The sequence below is a fragment of the Sporosarcina cascadiensis genome (assembly GCF_009650995.1).
Classification (GTDB): Bacteria; Bacillota; Bacilli; order Bacillales_A; family Planococcaceae; genus Sporosarcina; species Sporosarcina cascadiensis.
Window position 1 is genome coordinate 263885 of record NZ_WHVV01000001.1, and the last position, 15968, is coordinate 279852.

The following is a 15968-nucleotide window of genomic DNA, read 5'->3' on the forward strand; positions in this document are numbered from 1 at the left end:
ATGCTGAAAGCGCCGGGCAGCCTCGACAGACGTTGGAGGACTTGCCATAAAGGCGCTTTTTGCCTTTCTGGCGAGTCTGAAACGCTCCGAGAGGCTGGCGCTTGAAGCTGGATGTAATCAAATGCTGAAAGCGCCGGGCAGCCTCGACAGACGTTGGAGGACTTGCCATAAAGGCGCTTTTTGCCTTTCTGGCGAGTCCGAAACGTTCCGAGAGGCTGGCGCTTGAAGCTGGATGTAATCAAATGCTGAAGACGGCGTTTAGATTCGGCTTATGACCCGAGCATCTGCCGTCTGAAGCAGGACGTCACAAGTCTTATATGCAAAAAAAAACACAAGGCGCCTATATCAGGCGCCTTGTGTTTTTTCTTTTTTACGTCTTTTCGACTTGCTGGCTTTACTATTCGCAGCAACAGTTGATTTAGCACGGCCGTCCTTCTGGAACGCGACTGCGCATTTTCTGACGATATTGCTGACGAACTTCGGCAGCGTGAATGTATATACTCGCAAATCCCCACTCCTTTCAGGAATCTGAACTCCTTACCATTAAGCATATGCCGTCACGGAAAGAGATAGTACAAACATCCGCCGCCGTTTCATTACTCGTAAATCGGGTCATGCCCATTTCGAGCCGTTCATTGACCGTCTCATACTTGAAACCAGTGAGCGTCAAGCCTGTCACGACAGGGCCAAACGAGAAAAATGAGGTATAAGGATAACGCTCATCTTTTTTCACCCGGCGTACTCCGGGCAGCATGACTCGTATATCATTCGTCGTATTGTGAATTTTAAACTTCACTTTGCGATGCTCTGACTGCATGCGGTACAGCAAATGCAGCGCTGACTGCAAGTGATCGAGACGTCCGCCCGTGACACCTGTCAATACAATATAATCCGGCTCATACGCCAGCGCCCGCTGCATAGCCAGTTCGGTATCTGTTTCATCTTTTTCTTCATTGGCCTGATGAATAATATCTACAGAAGATTTTATCGCTGCAAACTGCTCTTCAGACACCGAATCAAAGTCTCCCACCGCTTCATTCGGCTGAATACCTTTTTCCAATAAATAAAAAGCCCCGCGGTCCACCCCGATATAAACCGTATCTTCCTGATCATATTCCGCTAAATCCACTACTTCTTCAATAGGACCCGCCGCGCAAATGATGGCATATTTCATTGAATACTCACACTCTCGCCGGCAGATTTAATCGCCTGCAATGCTTTTGCCCGGTCTTCCTGATTGTAAATTGCAGAGCCCGCAACAAAAATTGTCGCGCCGGCTTCTACACATGGCTTAATCGTTTCTTCATTAATGCCGCCGTCAATCTCAATTTCAATTGACAGGCCGCGTTCTTTAATTATGTCTGACAGCTGCTTCACTTTCGGTATAACAGAATGAATAAATGACTGTCCGCCGAATCCAGGATTCACTGTCATAAACAGGACCATTTCCACATCTTCAAGCACGTGCATGATCTGCTCAACAGGGGTGTGTGGATTCAGAACGACACCCGGCTTCGCACCTGCTGATTTGATCAATTGAAGCGTTCTGTGCAGATGACGGCAGGCTTCCACGTGAACTGTAATATAATCCGCGCCTGCTTTTGCGAAGCTTTCGATATAATCGTCCGGATTTTCAATCATCAAATGAACGTCAAGCGGCAGATCCGTCAGCGGACGCAATGCTTCCACTACAATAGGCCCCATCGTAATGTTCGGTACGAAATGACCGTCCATGACGTCAATATGAATCAGTTCAGCACCTGCTTTTTCTACTTCCTTCACTTCTTCTCCAAGCTTTGCAAAGTCTGCTGCTAAAATAGACGGTGCGATTTTTATCATGATCAATACCTCGGCTTTCGGTCTGTAATTTCCTGTAGGAATAATAAATAATTTTTGTAGCGTGAATCAGAGATAACGCCTTCTTCCACCTGCGATTTCACTGCGCAGCCAGGTTCTTTCACATGAATGCACCCTCTGAATTTGCATCTTTCACCGGCTTCGGCAATTTCAAGGAAATAATTCCGCAGCTCTTCCTTTTCAATATGATCAAAATCGAGTGAACTGAAACCCGGTGTATCTGCTACTAAACCACCCGCCACTTCCATCAGTTCCACATGACGTGTCGTGTGTTTTCCGCGCCCGAGAGCATCAGAAATGACCCCGGTTTTTAGATCCAGCTCAGGCAGCAGCGTATTCAGCAGGGTAGACTTCCCTACACCCGACTGCCCCGCGAGAACAGTAGTCTTGTCAGTTAAATAGGGGCGCAGCACTTCCAGCAGCGTATCTTCATTGCCGCGGTTGCGCAGTATAGTGTAGCCGATGTTCTGATAGTATGTTAAATTACTTTCATTAGCTTCCACCGTCCGGTCATCTGCAAGATCTTCTTTTGAGATATAGATAATCGGCTCAAGCTGATGGGATTCAATGACCGTCAGAAAACGGTCCAGCAAACGCAGGCTCATGTCTGGTTCGACGACGGAGAAGACAAGAAGCGCCTGGTCCACATTCGCGATTGGCGGCCTGACCAGCTCGCTTTTTCGCGGGTGAACATCCGTGATCAGCGCATCATTCTCTCCATCCGGAACATATGTGACTGTATCGCCAACCAGCGGGTTAATCTTTTTCAAACGGAACACGCCGCGGCTTTTACATTGAATCAATTCACCCTCGTGTTCTACATAATAAAAACCGCTGATTGCTTTTCGAATCTGACCTTCTGCCATCGAACTCCTCCTTTAATCCAACTCTTTGTAATCGAATTTATCTTCTTCTATAACGGTCTGGTCACGCAGAATTTTATAACCTCCGCGCCCTCCCTGCTCCAGCTCAATTGAAATCTTTCGTGTAGTATCTTCCGTAATTTCAAATTCTTCCGCAGGATCATTCATCGTACGGTTGCGATCCTGTATATAAATTTGGATTTTCTGAGGCTGCATTTCCGCCTCGCCGTCTCCGTCTTCGTCAAATTCCTGATATTCATAAGGTATCGTAATCGTCTTGACCAGCAGCTTCACCGGTTTACTCGGCGCTCCTTTGGAAAGGACGACATCTACACGGCCGTTTTTATCCATTTTAGTTCCTTTAGAAGGCTTTTGAGAAATCACACGGCCTTTTTCTACACTCTCTGAATACTCCTCACTGACAATATGAATATTGAATCCGGAGCTCTTTGCGTAGCTTTTCAGTTCTTTTTCAGACATGCCGCGCAGATCATTCAATGACTGAAGTTCCTTCCCTTTACTGACGGTAAAGATCAGTTCAGCCTCATCCGGCACGACTTCTTCGCCGGCCTCGGGCTGCTGGCCGATTATGGTTCCTTCCGGTTCATCATTGTATTCTTCAACAGGATCACCAAACTCGAATCCATAGCTCTCCAACAGTCGCACTGTTGCTTCGTAATTACGGCCTGTATAGTCTTCCAAAGTCATTTTGTCTTTGCCCAGACTGACAAATAATTTCACTCCGTCGCCTTCTTTACGCTTCTTGCCCGCTTCAGGAACCGTCTTAATCACCTGTCCTGCAATAAATTCATCAGAAGTTTCTTCGAATCGTTCGTCAATTACAAAGCCTTCTTTTTCAAGAATTTCTGTAGCCGCCAACTCTTCTTCGCCAACAACTTTAGGGACAATAATCTCTTTTGGTTTCAGCAGCATCGTCAGTAATACCGCGAGCAACGCAATAATCAGCACACTGACACCCAGAATGACCGGCCACTTTTTCTTTTTCTTTTTCTTCTTTTCAGGAACAACCGGTTCTGGCTCTTTTTTTACCGGTGCGATTTTGACTGTATCTTCGACATTATTAAATTTATTCGGATCCTTTACAATAGGAATCGCTACAGTACGGTCATCATCAAACGGCAGGGTGAACTTTGCTTCATTTGCACGTTCCGGGGAAAGCACAGTCAGCAAGTCATCGTACATATCATCTGCTGTATCATAGCGGTAGTTCGCATCTTTTGCCGTAGCTTTCAAGATGACGTTTTCCACACTTTGCGGAATTTCAGGCATCTGTTCACGAACTGAAGGTGTTTCTTCCTGAAGATGCTTCAACGCTATCGCCACAGCTGTTTCTGCAGAAAATGGCAATTTCCCTGTAAGCAGTTCATAAAAAACGATGCCGAGAGAATAAATATCGGAACGCTTTGTCGCCATCCCCCCTCTTGCCTGTTCAGGAGAAAGATAATGAACCGTACCGATTACCGAGTTGGTTTTCGTGTGAGCAGTGGAATTCAAAGCCATCGCAATACCGAAGTCTGTTATTTTCACGTCATCTTCACCGTTCATCAGCACATTCTGCGGCTTGATGTCCCGGTGCACGATACCATTATGATGCGCATGAGAAATAGCAGATACCAGCTGAAGCATAATGGACACCGCATGTTCAGCAGTCAGCGCGCCGTGCGTATGAATATATTCCTTCAATGTACGGCCAGGTATGTATTCCATCACTAAATAATGGAGTTCGTCTTCTTGACCTACATCAAAAATATTAACGATATGCGGGTGTGTCAGACTGGTTGCCGACAATGCTTCCCGCTGGAATCGTTTTTTCAGTTCTTCTTCATTGGCGAAATCATAGTGCAGGACTTTAATCGCCACATCACGATCCAAGATAATATCATGAGCCAGATAAACCCGTGACATTCCCCCGTCTCCAATGACGCGGATAATTTCATAGCGCTGTCCGATTCGTCTTCCGATCATGTTGGAATCACCTCGTTTTCAGGTATTTCCAATAAAATCACCGTGATATTGTCTTCGCCGCCGCGATTATTAGCCAATTCTACAAAATTATCGGCTTTTTCCGCTAATGGAACATTACGTAATATAATATCCAGCATCAATTCTTTTTCAATTTTATTGCTTAAACCATCTGTACAAAGCAGCAAATAAGATTTCGAAGGCAAGTCGATTGTATATAGATCCGGGACGATCGATTTCTCAGAACCCACCGCTTTCATTATCCAATTACGTTGTGGATGTACTTCCGCTTCCTGCTCGGTAATTTCGCCGCTTTCGAGGAGTACATTGACAAATGAATGATCTTTTGTAATTTGCCGGATCGCTTTGCCGGTCACTTGATAGATCCGGCTGTCGCCTACGTGAAAAACCAGGCATTGATCTCCCAAAACCAATGCCAGATCAAGTGTGGTGCCCATCCCTTTATAGCTTTCATCCTGCTGTGCTTTATTATACAAATATAGATTAACATCCACGACAGAATCATAAAGCAGATCGTACCAATCCTGTTCTGTCTCCACTTCGCCACTTGCAGACATGAATTGCTCTCCAATCATCTGCACGGCAGTGGCACTGGCATAATCTCCTCCTTTATGCCCGCCCATTCCGTCTGCAATGACAGCAAGCACTGCATTGTTTCTTGAATGAACGAACACGGCCGCTTCATCTTCATTTACCGTTCGTTTCAGCCCGGTATCTGAGCGGATTTCATATTTCATCAGCCAATCCCCCATTCCCTATCTTACAGGTCAGTTTTTCTCTGCAAAGCAACTACAAAGAACCCATCGCTTTCATATTGATGCGGTAAGACCTGAACAAACTCACGGTTGCTCTTTTCACCCAGTATATCCAGCGGCACCAATTCAAAATCAGGCTGTTCGTTTAAAAACCATTCCGCGATTTCCTGGTTTTCTGTTTTATCAATCGTACAAGTGCTATAAACTAAACGGCCGCCTTTTTTCACCAATTGGCTGGCGACTTGCAGAAGATCTTTTTGAATGGACGCCAAATTTTCGATGTCTTGAAGTGTCTTTTTGTATTTAATCTCAGGCTTTCTGCGAATAACTCCTAAACCGCTGCAAGGTGCATCAACGAGCACTCTGTCGAAAGACTGCGGCTCATAAGTGGATAACAGCTCTCTGCTGTCGCCGCTGTGTGTCTGAATAGAAGTCAGACCAAGGCGCTTCGCGTTCTGCTCAATCAAACGCAATTTATGCGGATGAAGATCATGCGCCTGCACTTCCCCGTCATCTTTCATACGTTCTGCGATATGAGTAGTTTTCCCGCCGGGGGCTGCGCACATGTCCAGCACTTTCATTCCGGGTTCCGCCTGCAGAGCCAAGGCCGGCAACATAGAGCTCTCATCCTGAACTGTCAGCAAGCCTTGTTTATAGGCTTCGGTGGATGCTAAACTGCCTGATTCCACTTGAATACTGCCTTCCGTTAAATTACCGGGAGATGCAAGAACTCCTTCTTTCTTAAGCAGGCCGATCACTTCTCCTCTGTTGGTCTTGACAGAGTTAATCCGTGCAGTCGTGACAGGCGGCAGATTATTAATGACTGCAATGGCGGTCGCTTCTTCCATTCCATATTGTTCAATCCATCTCTTTATCAGCCACTCCGGGTGACTCGTTTCTATGGATAAACGGGTGACAGGATCTTTTATTTCATCTAATGAAGGAACACCTTCACGCAGTATAGAGCGCAAAATCCCGTTGACCATTGATGAAACGCCTTTGTGGCCGCGCTTGTTGGCGATTTTAACCGCTTCATTGACGACTGCATGTTCAGGTATTTTCGATAAGTAAACGATTTGATAAACAGACAATCGTAATAACTGACGAACCCACGGCTGCAGTTTCCCCCGAATATAAGGAGCCAGATAATAATCCAGCGTCATTTGCTGCTGCAAAGTCCCGTATGTTAATTCCGTCAATAATGCGCGGTCTTTTTGGGGCAGATCATATAATTCAATCGTCTTATGAAGTAATAAATTGCTGAATGCCTGTTCGTTTTCAATATCCATCAAAATCGAAAGAGCAGCATCACGGACATTCCCGCGCCAAATTTTCTTATTATAATGTGTCATTCAAATTTTTCTCCCACTTGCCACTTAGAGCCGATTCCATTAAGGAAAACGGTGGCTGTCATTCGTTTTTTTCCTGCAGGCTGCAGGTCTGTAATCGCAAACGCTCCGTCACCTGTCTGCACGATGATACGGTCTTTTTCCAGGCCTATAATCTCACCTGGTGCTGCTTCGGATATTTGTTCCTCTGTCTGTCCCCACCAAATTTTCACCTGGTCATCCGCGAACTTCGTATAAGCTACCGGCCACGGATGCAGACCTCTTACCTGGTTATATATAGAACGGGCAGAATTTGTCCAGTTGATTCGTTCTTGTTCTCTAGAAATATTTCTCGCAAAGGTCACCTGTGTCTCATCCTGTACTTTCCGTTCATTCGTGCCATTAACTATCGAAGGAAGTGTTTCTTTCAGTAAGATGGTCCCTGCCTCCGACAACTTATCGAACATACTTCCTGTATCGTCGGTCTCTTCAATCGGCAGAGAGACTTGAGAGATGATATCTCCGGCATCCAGCTTTTCAGCCATATACATGATGGTCACGCCGGTTTCCTTTTCACCGTCCATTACGGATTGATGAATCGGCGCACCTCCACGGTATTTCGGCAGAAGCGAGGCGTGGACATTAATACAGCCAAGCTTCGGTGCATCCAGTAGTTCATTGGGAAGCAATTGACCAAATGCCGCTGTTACGATTAATTCTGGCTGGAGATTAATGATTTCCTGCAGTTCAGCTGAACCTTTTAGTTTCTCCGGCTGAATGACCGGCAAACCAAGCCGGACTGCTTCTTCCTTCACAGGAGGCGGAGTGAGCACACGCTTGCGCCCGACAGGACGGTCAGGCTGCGTAACAACCGCTAAGATTTCATAACCTTCTTCGTGAAGCATGGTGAGAACCGGTACGGAAAACTGCGGAGTTCCCATAAAAATGATTTTCGTCATTCGTCATCCTCCTCTTCAAACTCGGAAGGATCTACAATGCGCTGTATTTTCTTATCGAATAGAATTCCGTTCAGATGATCAATTTCATGCAGAATCGCACGTGCTTCGTACCCTTCTGCTTCCAGTTCATACAGTCTGCCGTCACGCTCTTGCGCTTCGATGCGCACATGGAAAGGTCGCTCTACTTCTCCGAATAATCCAGGGAAACTGAGGCAGCCTTCTACTTCTATTTCAGAGCCGCCAGTCGCTGTAACTACCGGGTTGATCATTTCAATAATGTCCTGTTCTTCATCGAAATCTACGATGGCCGCACGAATCGACTTGCCGACTTGCGGAGCTGCAATGCCCACTCCGTCATTCTCAACCATCGTTTCATACATGTCGTCTAATAATGCTCCCAGTTTTTCATCAAATACGGTGACCTCTTCACAAGGTGCCGTCAAAACCGGAGAGGGATGTTTTACAATTTCCAATATAGCCAAAATAATTCCTCATTTCTAAAGTTAAAAATCTTTTTTGCGGTATAGAGAGCAGGCTTGTAGAATGAGACCGTTTCCCTGCGTTCCAGGCGGACGCGTTCCGGAGGGCCCGCGGTAAGCCAACTTGGTCGCAAGCTCCCCAAAGTTGTCTTACCTGTCGGGCTGATCCTCCCGGAGTCGCCGCCTTCCACTTCGGTACACTGGCTGCTTCTTTTAACATTTTTGTGTGATACCAGTGGTGTTCCAATGCAGTTTTTAAGCTGCAGCACTGCTTCAATTAAAATATTGCAGTGGGTTCACGATTTATCGACATGATCAGTCCGTCTTTCACCCAGTTCGTTTTATAATGTTTCAGCAATTCCTGCAAAACGGGGATGAGAGCTGGTTCTTGTTTGTATTTTACCAAACATTGATAACGATATCTATTGTTGAGACGGCTGATTGCAGCAGCTGTCGGTCCGATGATGACGGAGCCTGCAGACAGACGCTCCGCGAGGAAGGCTGTGCCTTTATGCGCATAATCGGCCGCTTTTAATACATCTTCGTGGCTGAACTGTACGACAGTCACATAATAATAGGGCGGATAGCCGAGCTGTCTTCTTCGTTCCATTTCCATATCATAAAACGGCACATAGAGCTGGGACTTTGACAGCTCGATTGCATAATGTTCGGGATCGTATGTCTGAATGACTACTTCACCGGGAAGCTGATCACGCCCCGCTCTGCCGCTTACCTGTGTCAGCAGCTGAAACGTTTTCTCTGCAGCGCGGAAATCGGCCAGATGAAGCGACGTATCTGCCGCCAGCACGCCAACCAGCGTTATTCTTGGGAAATCCAGTCCCTTGGCGATCATCTGCGTGCCGAGCAGGATATCTGCTTTACCTTCTCCAAAATCATGCAAAAGCCGCTCATGCGCGCCTTTCGTTCCCGTTGTATCCACATCCATGCGAATGACGCGAGCTTCCGGCACCAGTTTATACAACTCTTCCTGTGCTTTTTGCGTGCCTGTTCCAAAAAACCGGATATGCTCACTTTCGCATTCCGGACACTCAAGCGGCACTGGCTGTTCATGACCGCAATAATGGCATTTTAAACTTTCGGATGAACGGTGATAGGTTAGGGAAATATCACAATTCGGACATTCCACCACAGTACCGCAGTCTCTGCATAATACGAAGCTCGAAAAGCCCCTTTTATTCAGCAGCAAGACAATCTGTTCCTTGCGCTCCAGCCGCTCTCTGATCGCATCTGCCAAGGCAAGGGAAAACATCGATCGGTTCCCTGCTTTCAGTTCTTCCCGCATATCCACAACTTGTACACTCGGCAACGCCTGCTGTTTGGCACGTTTCGTTAAGGTCAATAAGGTATATACACCCTTTGTTGCCCGGGCATACGATTCTAAAGACGGTGTAGCGCTTCCCAATATGACCGGACACTGATAATAATCCCCCCGCCAAATCGCTACATCACGCGCATGATATCTCGGAGATTCTTCCTGCTTATAAGTAGATTCATGCTCCTCATCTAATATAAGCAGGCCCAAATTAGTAAACGGAGCAAAAACTGCCGAGCGTGCGCCGATAGCCACTTTCACTTCTCCCCGGTGAATCCTCCGCCATTCATCATACTTCTCTCCTGACGATAAACCGCTGTGCAGCACCGCAACGAGCTCGCCAAAGCGCGCTTTGAAACGTGCAGTCATTTGAGGAGTCAATGAAATTTCAGGAACGAGCACAATCGCTTCCTTGCCTTTTTTCAGTACATGATCGATTGCCTGCAAATACACTTCCGTCTTGCCGCTTCCCGTGATTCCATGAAGCAGGAATGTTTCTTGTTTCTCCTGATCACTTGCTTGTTCAATGGCTGTTAGCGATACTTGCTGCTCATCCGTCAGCTGTTCCGGTTTGCCGCTGTCACGCATTTTCGGTGCATCCAGTTCCCTATACACTTCCACTTGCGATTCCTCGACCACTTTTTTATCGAGCAGCGCCTTCAAAACATTTGCCTTCACACCGGTTTTATTCATAATTTCACTTGCTTCCAATGAAGAAGACGGATGCTCTAGCAGCCAATTGATTAATTCTATTTGTTTTTTTGCATTGGCATGCGTATCTGCCAAAGCTGACTGCAAATGGTCTGCATCCGGGATATGTATCATCCGGACTTTTTTTATTTTCGTCTTTTGCTGCACGGCCGTATCGATCTGAACGGCTCCTGCTTCACTGTATTTTTTGGCTTCATTCAGCAAATGAGCATCCTGCAAAGCCTTCAGCGTTACTTGCCGGCGTTTGCCAAGAAATTCAAGGAAATGTTCATCAAGCAATTCAGGTTTGATGACGCGCATAATTTTTTCGTATTTTGCACGCATCGCTGCCGGCAGCATGACTTGCAGCGCATCGATTTCATAGGCAATCGTTTCATCTGCCATCCAGCGGGACAGCTGCAAAAGTTCGGGAGATAGCACAGGCTCTAAGTCTATGATCTCTATGATTGATTTGATTTTGGCAGAATCCAGCTCACTGTCCATTTTGATTCCCGTGACATACCCAACAACTTTACGGGGCCCAAACGGAACCTTTACACGAAGTCCGGGCTCCATCACAGCTTCCCATTCCGCCGGTACCGCATAATCAAAAGGGCGGTCAATCGGATAAGCCGCCACATCGACAATGACTTCAGCGATCATCCAAATTGCCGCCTTCCTGCTGAATAATCGTTTCGAATAAATGAAGTGCCAGTTGCTCTTTCGGCATGGCAGTAAACGGAATAACTCCGCCTTTTCTCGAAAGGAGGGTGACGACATTCGTGTCGCTGCCGAAGCCGCCTTCCGGATCGGTTACATCGTTGACGATAATATAATCTAAATTCTTTGATTCCAGCTTCTTCTGTCCATAAGCGATTACATCATTAGTTTCCGCTGCAAAGCCCACTAACAGCTGATGCTCTTTCCGCTCGCCAAGCGACTTCAGGATATCTGTTGTACGCTCAAGTTCAAGGACATCGTCGCCTTCTTGTTTCTTCATTTTCTGATCGTGAACAGATTTCGGCCGGTAATCTGCCACTGCAGCCGATTTCACTACAATAGAAGCATCCGGAAATTCACCCAGCACCGCTTCATACATATCCGCAGCACTTTCTACGTGAATAATCTTTACTCCTGCAGGAACCGGTAATTCGACCGGTCCGGAAATAAGCACTGTTTCTGCGCCGAGCTTTTGAGCCGCAGCCGCCATTGAATAGCCCATTTTCCCGCTTGAGAAATTCGTAATATAGCGTACTGGATCTATCCGTTCACGCGTAGGACCTGCCGTGATCACTACTTTTTTCCCTTTGAGAGGCAAATTCTGCTTGCCATTGAAATGCTGTTTTACCAGTTCGGTGATGCGTTCCGGTTCTTCCAAGCGTCCTTTACCTACATAACCGCATGCTAAAAAACCTTCAGACGGCTCAATAAAATGATAGCCATCTAAGTGAAGTTGTTCAATATTCCTCACAACTGCAGGGTGCGAGTACATATGAACGTTCATGGCAGGCGCAATCCAGACATCTGCTTCCGTTGCGAGCAAGATGGTTGTCACCATATCGTCTGCAATTCCGTTCGCCAATTTCCCGATCACATTTGCGGTTGCAGGGGCGACGATAATGAGGTCAGCCCAGTCTGCCAGGTCGATATGTGCGATCACACGGGAATCTTTTTCATCGAAAGTATCCGTATAGACATCATTTCTGGACATTACTTGAAACGATAAGGGCTGTACAAATTCCATAGCGGAGTCTGTCATTACCACTTTCACGTCAGCGCCAGCCTGAGACAGTTTGCTGACGAGCGCCACCGCTTTATAGACTGCAATACCGCCCGTCACACAAAGCAGTATATTTTTATTATTCATCACCAGGGTCCCCTTCCCTCTTTCTGAGATCATCTGATAAAATAACAAACTCCCTGAGAACTGTTGAATTCCAAGGGAGTCTTTTTTTATTTAAATCAGGCTCTTAAATCAAATTTCATCCTCATAGATAATCGATGCGTCCGCCTGTTTGTTGATCAAAACGCCGGCTGCTACTTCTTCGAGCGCGCGGCCTACACTTTTATCAGCACGGTATGAGTGAAGCAGTTCGTTTTTCTTTTCCTGCAGTTCACGTGCACGTTTAGCTGCCAGTGTAACCAATGTGTATTTAGAATCAACTTTCCCTTTTAGTGAATCAACTGATGGATATAACATAGTTTATTCTCCCTCCAACATTTGTAAGTATCTCTTCTCCACACGCTCTCTGCGGCAATGCTCTGCTGTAACAATCGCATTGACACGGTCGCATGCTTTGGAGACCTCGTCGTTTTCAACTACATAGTCGTACAGATGCATCATTTCAAGTTCATCTCTGGCCTTCAATACCCGGTCGGCAATGATATCCGATGCTTCCGTCCCTCTTCCGATTAAACGGGTTTCTAAGTCACTTAAGCTTGGAGGTGCCAAAAAGATAAACAGGCCGTTCGGCACTTTTTCACGCACCTGCGCAGCACCGACCACTTCAATCTCAAGGAATACGTCGCGCCCTGCGTCCAGTGTTTCATTGACGTAATCAATGGGCGTGCCGTAATAGTTTCCTACATACTCAGCGTATTCAAGAAGTTTTCCATCCTGGATCATTTGCTCAAATACTTCGCGTGACCGGAAGAAATAGTCCACGCCGTCCACTTCGCCTTCACGCGGATTTCTGGTCGTCATCGATATGGAATATTCATAGTTGGTGTCCGGGCTTGAGAACAGTTCTTTACGGACGGTTCCTTTTCCTACGCCGGACGGACCAGAAAGGACGATTAGGAGTCCTCGATGTTTGTACATGCAATCCCTCTTTGTTATGTATTAATTCGCACGGCTTGACCGCGTGCAATCTGTTCATATTATACCATAATCAACCGATGAGTGCTAAAATGGAACAAAACGAAATGAAAGAGGAATCCATATGGCATTTGATGGTTTATTTACGAAAGCAATAGTTAGCGAACTGCAGCAGCTGAAGACTGGCCGGATTTCTAAAATTCACCAGCCGAATTCACAGGAAATTATTTTTCAAATACGGGCAAATAATAAAAATCATAAATTACTCGTTTCTCTGCATCCTTCTTATTCAAGGATTCAATTGACGAATGAAGTGCTGACCAACCCTGCTGAGCCTCCGTTATTTTGTATGGTGCTCAGAAAGCAGCTGGAAGGCGGAATGATTACATCAATCGAGCAGTATGAAACCGACCGCATCATTCATTTGAATGTGCAGGCAAGAAATGAACTGGGCGATCAGATTGAGCGAAAGCTTGTTATTGAAATCATGGGCCGCCACAGTAATTTAATTTTGCTGGATGCGTCACGTGATTTGATCATCGACAGTATGAAGCATCTGCCGCCATCCGTGAACAGTTACCGTACAATTTTACCGGGACAGCCTTTTATTCCCGCACCGCCGCAGGATAAACTGGACCCTTTCTGCGTTTCTGAAGAGCAGTTCATGGCGGTCCTGCCGAGTCTCAATGAACCGAGAGATGCAGTTCAGCAATTTGCAGGATTCTCCCCTTTGACGGCCGCAGAGCTTCTATATCGTCTACAGCAGAATGACGCCGTTCCTTTTATTGTTTGGAAATCTTTCCTTAACAGCTTCAATATTGAATCAATGAAGCCTTGTGTTGTAGAAAATGGGGGAAAGACACTATTTTCCGCTGTAGAATTAACGCACATAGAAGGAATTCCCCAAACATTTGAAACGCTCGGAGACCTGCTTGACAAAGTCTATTTTGCAAGAGCAGAGCGGGAACGGGTAAAATCACAGGCAATCGATTTAGAACGCTGGCTTTCAAATGAAATCACAAAGCTTGAAAACAAATCAAAAAAACTGCAAAAAGAAGAGCAGACTGCACAGAATCTGGATACTTTAAAGCTTTATGGCGAGCTGCTTACTGCCAACAGCTACATGCTGAATAAAGGCGATAAAGAAGTGACAGTGGAAAATTATTATGAGCAGGGTACGACTGTGACAATTCCGCTTGATCCAAGAAAATCGCCGATTGATAATGCACAAAAATATTTCTCACGCTACTCAAAAGCAAAAACGGCACTCATCCGGATTGCAGAGCAGCTGGAGAAAACTAAAGAAGATATCGAGTATTTCGAAATGGTGCGGCAGCAGGTATACCAAGCTTCCCCAATTGACATAGAAGAAATACGTGAAGAATTGGTCGAACTTGGATTTATGCGTGCCAGAAGAAGTAAAAAGAAAGCAAAACCGAAAAAACCTGCACCGGAAGCATTCGTTTCATCAACCGGTGTTCCGATTTCGGTAGGGAAAAATAATAAACAGAATGATTATTTGACGTTCAAGCTGGCTGCGCGGGATCATGTCTGGCTGCATACGAAAGATATTCCGGGTTCTCACGTAGTGATTCATGACGCTGAACCAGATGCCCAGACAATCGAAGAAGCTGCAGGGTTGTCCGCTTACTTCAGTAAAGCCCGTGAGTCTTCCTCCGTGCCGGTCGATTACACGGAAATCAAGCATGTGAAGAAACCTTCCGGCGCAAAACCGGGATTTGTTATTTATTTCGAACAAAAGACGCTATTTGTCACGCCAAATGAGGATTTGGTCCGTGCACTGCGAAAGTGAGTCATAAAAGAAAGTAGGCAAAAAATAAGGGTGCTTTGGCGAGTCCGTGATGACACGAATCGGCAAAACACCCTTCAACAGCCAGGAAAAACTTGTTCCATTGTTTCGATGACCATGAAATCAACCGATCCCGTGGAGTAGCTCACCTGAAACAAAGTTTTCCTTTTCCCACAATCATTCTATTTTATGTTCTCGACAAATTCATATACTTTATCCAAAGAAAGCAAATGGTGATTACAGTCTTCCGAATCTCGACAGATGTAATTCCCTTTCTTTGTATAGTTTCCAGCGATATCACCTTTTGTTTTTGTTATAAACATACAAACAGGAGTCAGCCGGTTACATATTGCACAAATCTGCTTTGTCTTCGTTTCTTCGTACGTGCCCGTTAACCCGATCATGCCCTTCCGAGCCGGCACGACAATATATCTTCTTTTCGTTCCAAAATCATCGTAACTCAAAAAGGACATTCTATTATAGTTCAGTCTTTCTTTCGGCAGCTTCATTTTTTTCACTTTTGGAAAAAGTTTTTGCAATTTCTGCTCCGAAAGTTCCTTGAACGGAATGATGTATGCTTCTATTTCTACTAGATATTGTTCGGCTGTTTCCTTATCTGCAACTTTTACTATACGGTTGAGAATGTTCCTTTGTATAGGCGTTAACCCTGTAAACAAATCTTCTGTTTTCTCAATTGCCAGTGATTCCATTGCGTTAATGACATGTTGATCATTCACTGTCGCATGACCACTCACCAGTTGTAATACCTGCCGTTTTATAAAATTGAACTGATCGTTTCTTATAAATTGTTCACTCTTCATTTCTGTCAGCTCCTCTGTTTTACTGATGCTAAACAAAGTGCAAAGCCTTCGAATCAGAGATGGAGAAACTACATTATAAGCGATTAAATAACCATTCGCCCCATGCAAAGTATCGCCTTTTGATCATCCGGCTTTGCATGAGTGTTTTTAGAAGCTGGCAATGCCATTTGAGTTGCCATCTTCACATCACCTTCTTTCTTTTAGGTGCTACGTTAAATATCATACAACTTTCCTTCTTTCGTGACAATATT

The 15968-nt window shown here is 45.6% G+C and carries 15 protein-coding genes; 1 reads left to right on the plus strand and 14 read right to left on the minus strand.

Going from position 1 to position 15968, the window contains the following annotated elements; translation table 11 throughout:
- Nucleotides 1-345 precede the first annotated feature (345 nt).
- The 13 genes from spoVM to gmk form a co-directional block, all read right to left on the minus strand.
- The gene (spoVM, locus tag GDZ68_RS01320) at nucleotides 346-507 is read right to left on the minus strand and encodes a stage V sporulation protein SpoVM (protein ID WP_153720468.1); all 162 of its coding nucleotides are present in this window, start codon (nucleotides 505-507) and stop codon (nucleotides 346-348) included.
- 13 nt (nucleotides 508-520) lie between these two features.
- Nucleotides 521-1174 (minus strand): thiamine diphosphokinase, encoded by a 654-nt coding sequence (locus GDZ68_RS01325; RefSeq protein WP_153720469.1) that lies wholly within the window; start codon nucleotides 1172-1174, stop codon nucleotides 521-523.
- Nucleotides 1171-1839 carry a ribulose-phosphate 3-epimerase gene (rpe, locus tag GDZ68_RS01330; RefSeq protein ID WP_153720470.1) on the minus strand — a complete coding sequence of 223 codons (669 nt, stop codon included), beginning with the start codon at nucleotides 1837-1839 and terminating at the stop codon, nucleotides 1171-1173. The genes GDZ68_RS01325 and rpe overlap by 4 nt, the downstream gene beginning before the upstream one ends.
- Nucleotides 1840-1841: 2 nt before the next feature.
- Entirely contained in the window at nucleotides 1842-2723 is an 882-nt protein-coding gene (gene rsgA, locus GDZ68_RS01335) for a ribosome small subunit-dependent GTPase A (RefSeq protein WP_153720471.1), read from the minus strand.
- Between the two features lie 12 nt (nucleotides 2724-2735).
- Nucleotides 2736-4706 carry a Stk1 family PASTA domain-containing Ser/Thr kinase gene (pknB, locus tag GDZ68_RS01340; RefSeq protein WP_153720472.1) on the minus strand — a complete coding sequence of 657 codons (1971 nt, stop codon included), beginning with the start codon at nucleotides 4704-4706 and terminating at the stop codon, nucleotides 2736-2738.
- Nucleotides 4703-5461, minus strand: coding sequence for a Stp1/IreP family PP2C-type Ser/Thr phosphatase (locus tag GDZ68_RS01345; protein ID WP_194841011.1), 759 nt, complete (start codon nucleotides 5459-5461; stop codon nucleotides 4703-4705). The genes pknB and GDZ68_RS01345 overlap by 4 nt, the downstream gene beginning before the upstream one ends.
- 23 nt (nucleotides 5462-5484) lie before the next feature.
- Nucleotides 5485-6831: a 16S rRNA (cytosine(967)-C(5))-methyltransferase RsmB gene (rsmB, locus tag GDZ68_RS01350; RefSeq protein WP_153720474.1), complete on the minus strand. Its 1347-nt coding sequence runs from the start codon at nucleotides 6829-6831 to the stop codon at nucleotides 5485-5487.
- A complete protein-coding gene (gene fmt / locus GDZ68_RS01355) occupies nucleotides 6828-7766 on the minus strand; it encodes a methionyl-tRNA formyltransferase (RefSeq protein ID WP_153720475.1) in 939 nt (312 codons plus the stop codon). Before fmt ends, rsmB begins: the two co-directional genes overlap by 4 nt.
- On the minus strand, nucleotides 7763-8248 hold the full coding sequence (gene def / locus GDZ68_RS01360) for a peptide deformylase (RefSeq protein ID WP_153720476.1): 486 nt from the start codon (nucleotides 8246-8248) through the stop codon (nucleotides 7763-7765). Before def ends, fmt begins: the two co-directional genes overlap by 4 nt.
- Nucleotides 8249-8522: 274 nt before the next feature.
- The gene (priA, locus tag GDZ68_RS01365) at nucleotides 8523-10931 is read right to left on the minus strand and encodes a primosomal protein N' (RefSeq protein ID WP_153720477.1); all 2409 of its coding nucleotides are present in this window, start codon (nucleotides 10929-10931) and stop codon (nucleotides 8523-8525) included.
- Nucleotides 10921-12138 carry a bifunctional phosphopantothenoylcysteine decarboxylase/phosphopantothenate--cysteine ligase CoaBC gene (coaBC, locus tag GDZ68_RS01370; RefSeq protein WP_153720478.1) on the minus strand — a complete coding sequence of 406 codons (1218 nt, stop codon included), beginning with the start codon at nucleotides 12136-12138 and terminating at the stop codon, nucleotides 10921-10923. The genes priA and coaBC overlap by 11 nt, the downstream gene beginning before the upstream one ends.
- Before the next feature lie 105 nt (nucleotides 12139-12243).
- Complete coding sequence (gene rpoZ, locus GDZ68_RS01375) at nucleotides 12244-12468, minus strand: DNA-directed RNA polymerase subunit omega (RefSeq protein WP_153720479.1); 225 nt, start codon at nucleotides 12466-12468, stop codon at nucleotides 12244-12246.
- Nucleotides 12469-12471: 3 nt separating this feature from the next.
- Nucleotides 12472-13089: a guanylate kinase gene (gene gmk, locus GDZ68_RS01380; protein WP_153720480.1), complete on the minus strand. Its 618-nt coding sequence runs from the start codon at nucleotides 13087-13089 to the stop codon at nucleotides 12472-12474.
- A 121-nt stretch (nucleotides 13090-13210) separates the two neighbouring features.
- Between gmk and GDZ68_RS01385 the strand changes: the two genes are divergently transcribed.
- Complete coding sequence (locus GDZ68_RS01385; protein WP_153720481.1) at nucleotides 13211-14899, plus strand: Rqc2 family fibronectin-binding protein; 1689 nt, start codon at nucleotides 13211-13213, stop codon at nucleotides 14897-14899.
- A gap of 179 nt (nucleotides 14900-15078) precedes the next feature.
- On the opposite strand, the gene GDZ68_RS01390 is transcribed toward GDZ68_RS01385, so the two are convergent.
- Complete coding sequence (locus GDZ68_RS01390) at nucleotides 15079-15717, minus strand: FusB/FusC family EF-G-binding protein (protein ID WP_153720482.1); 639 nt, start codon at nucleotides 15715-15717, stop codon at nucleotides 15079-15081.
- Nucleotides 15718-15968 lie beyond the last annotated feature (251 nt).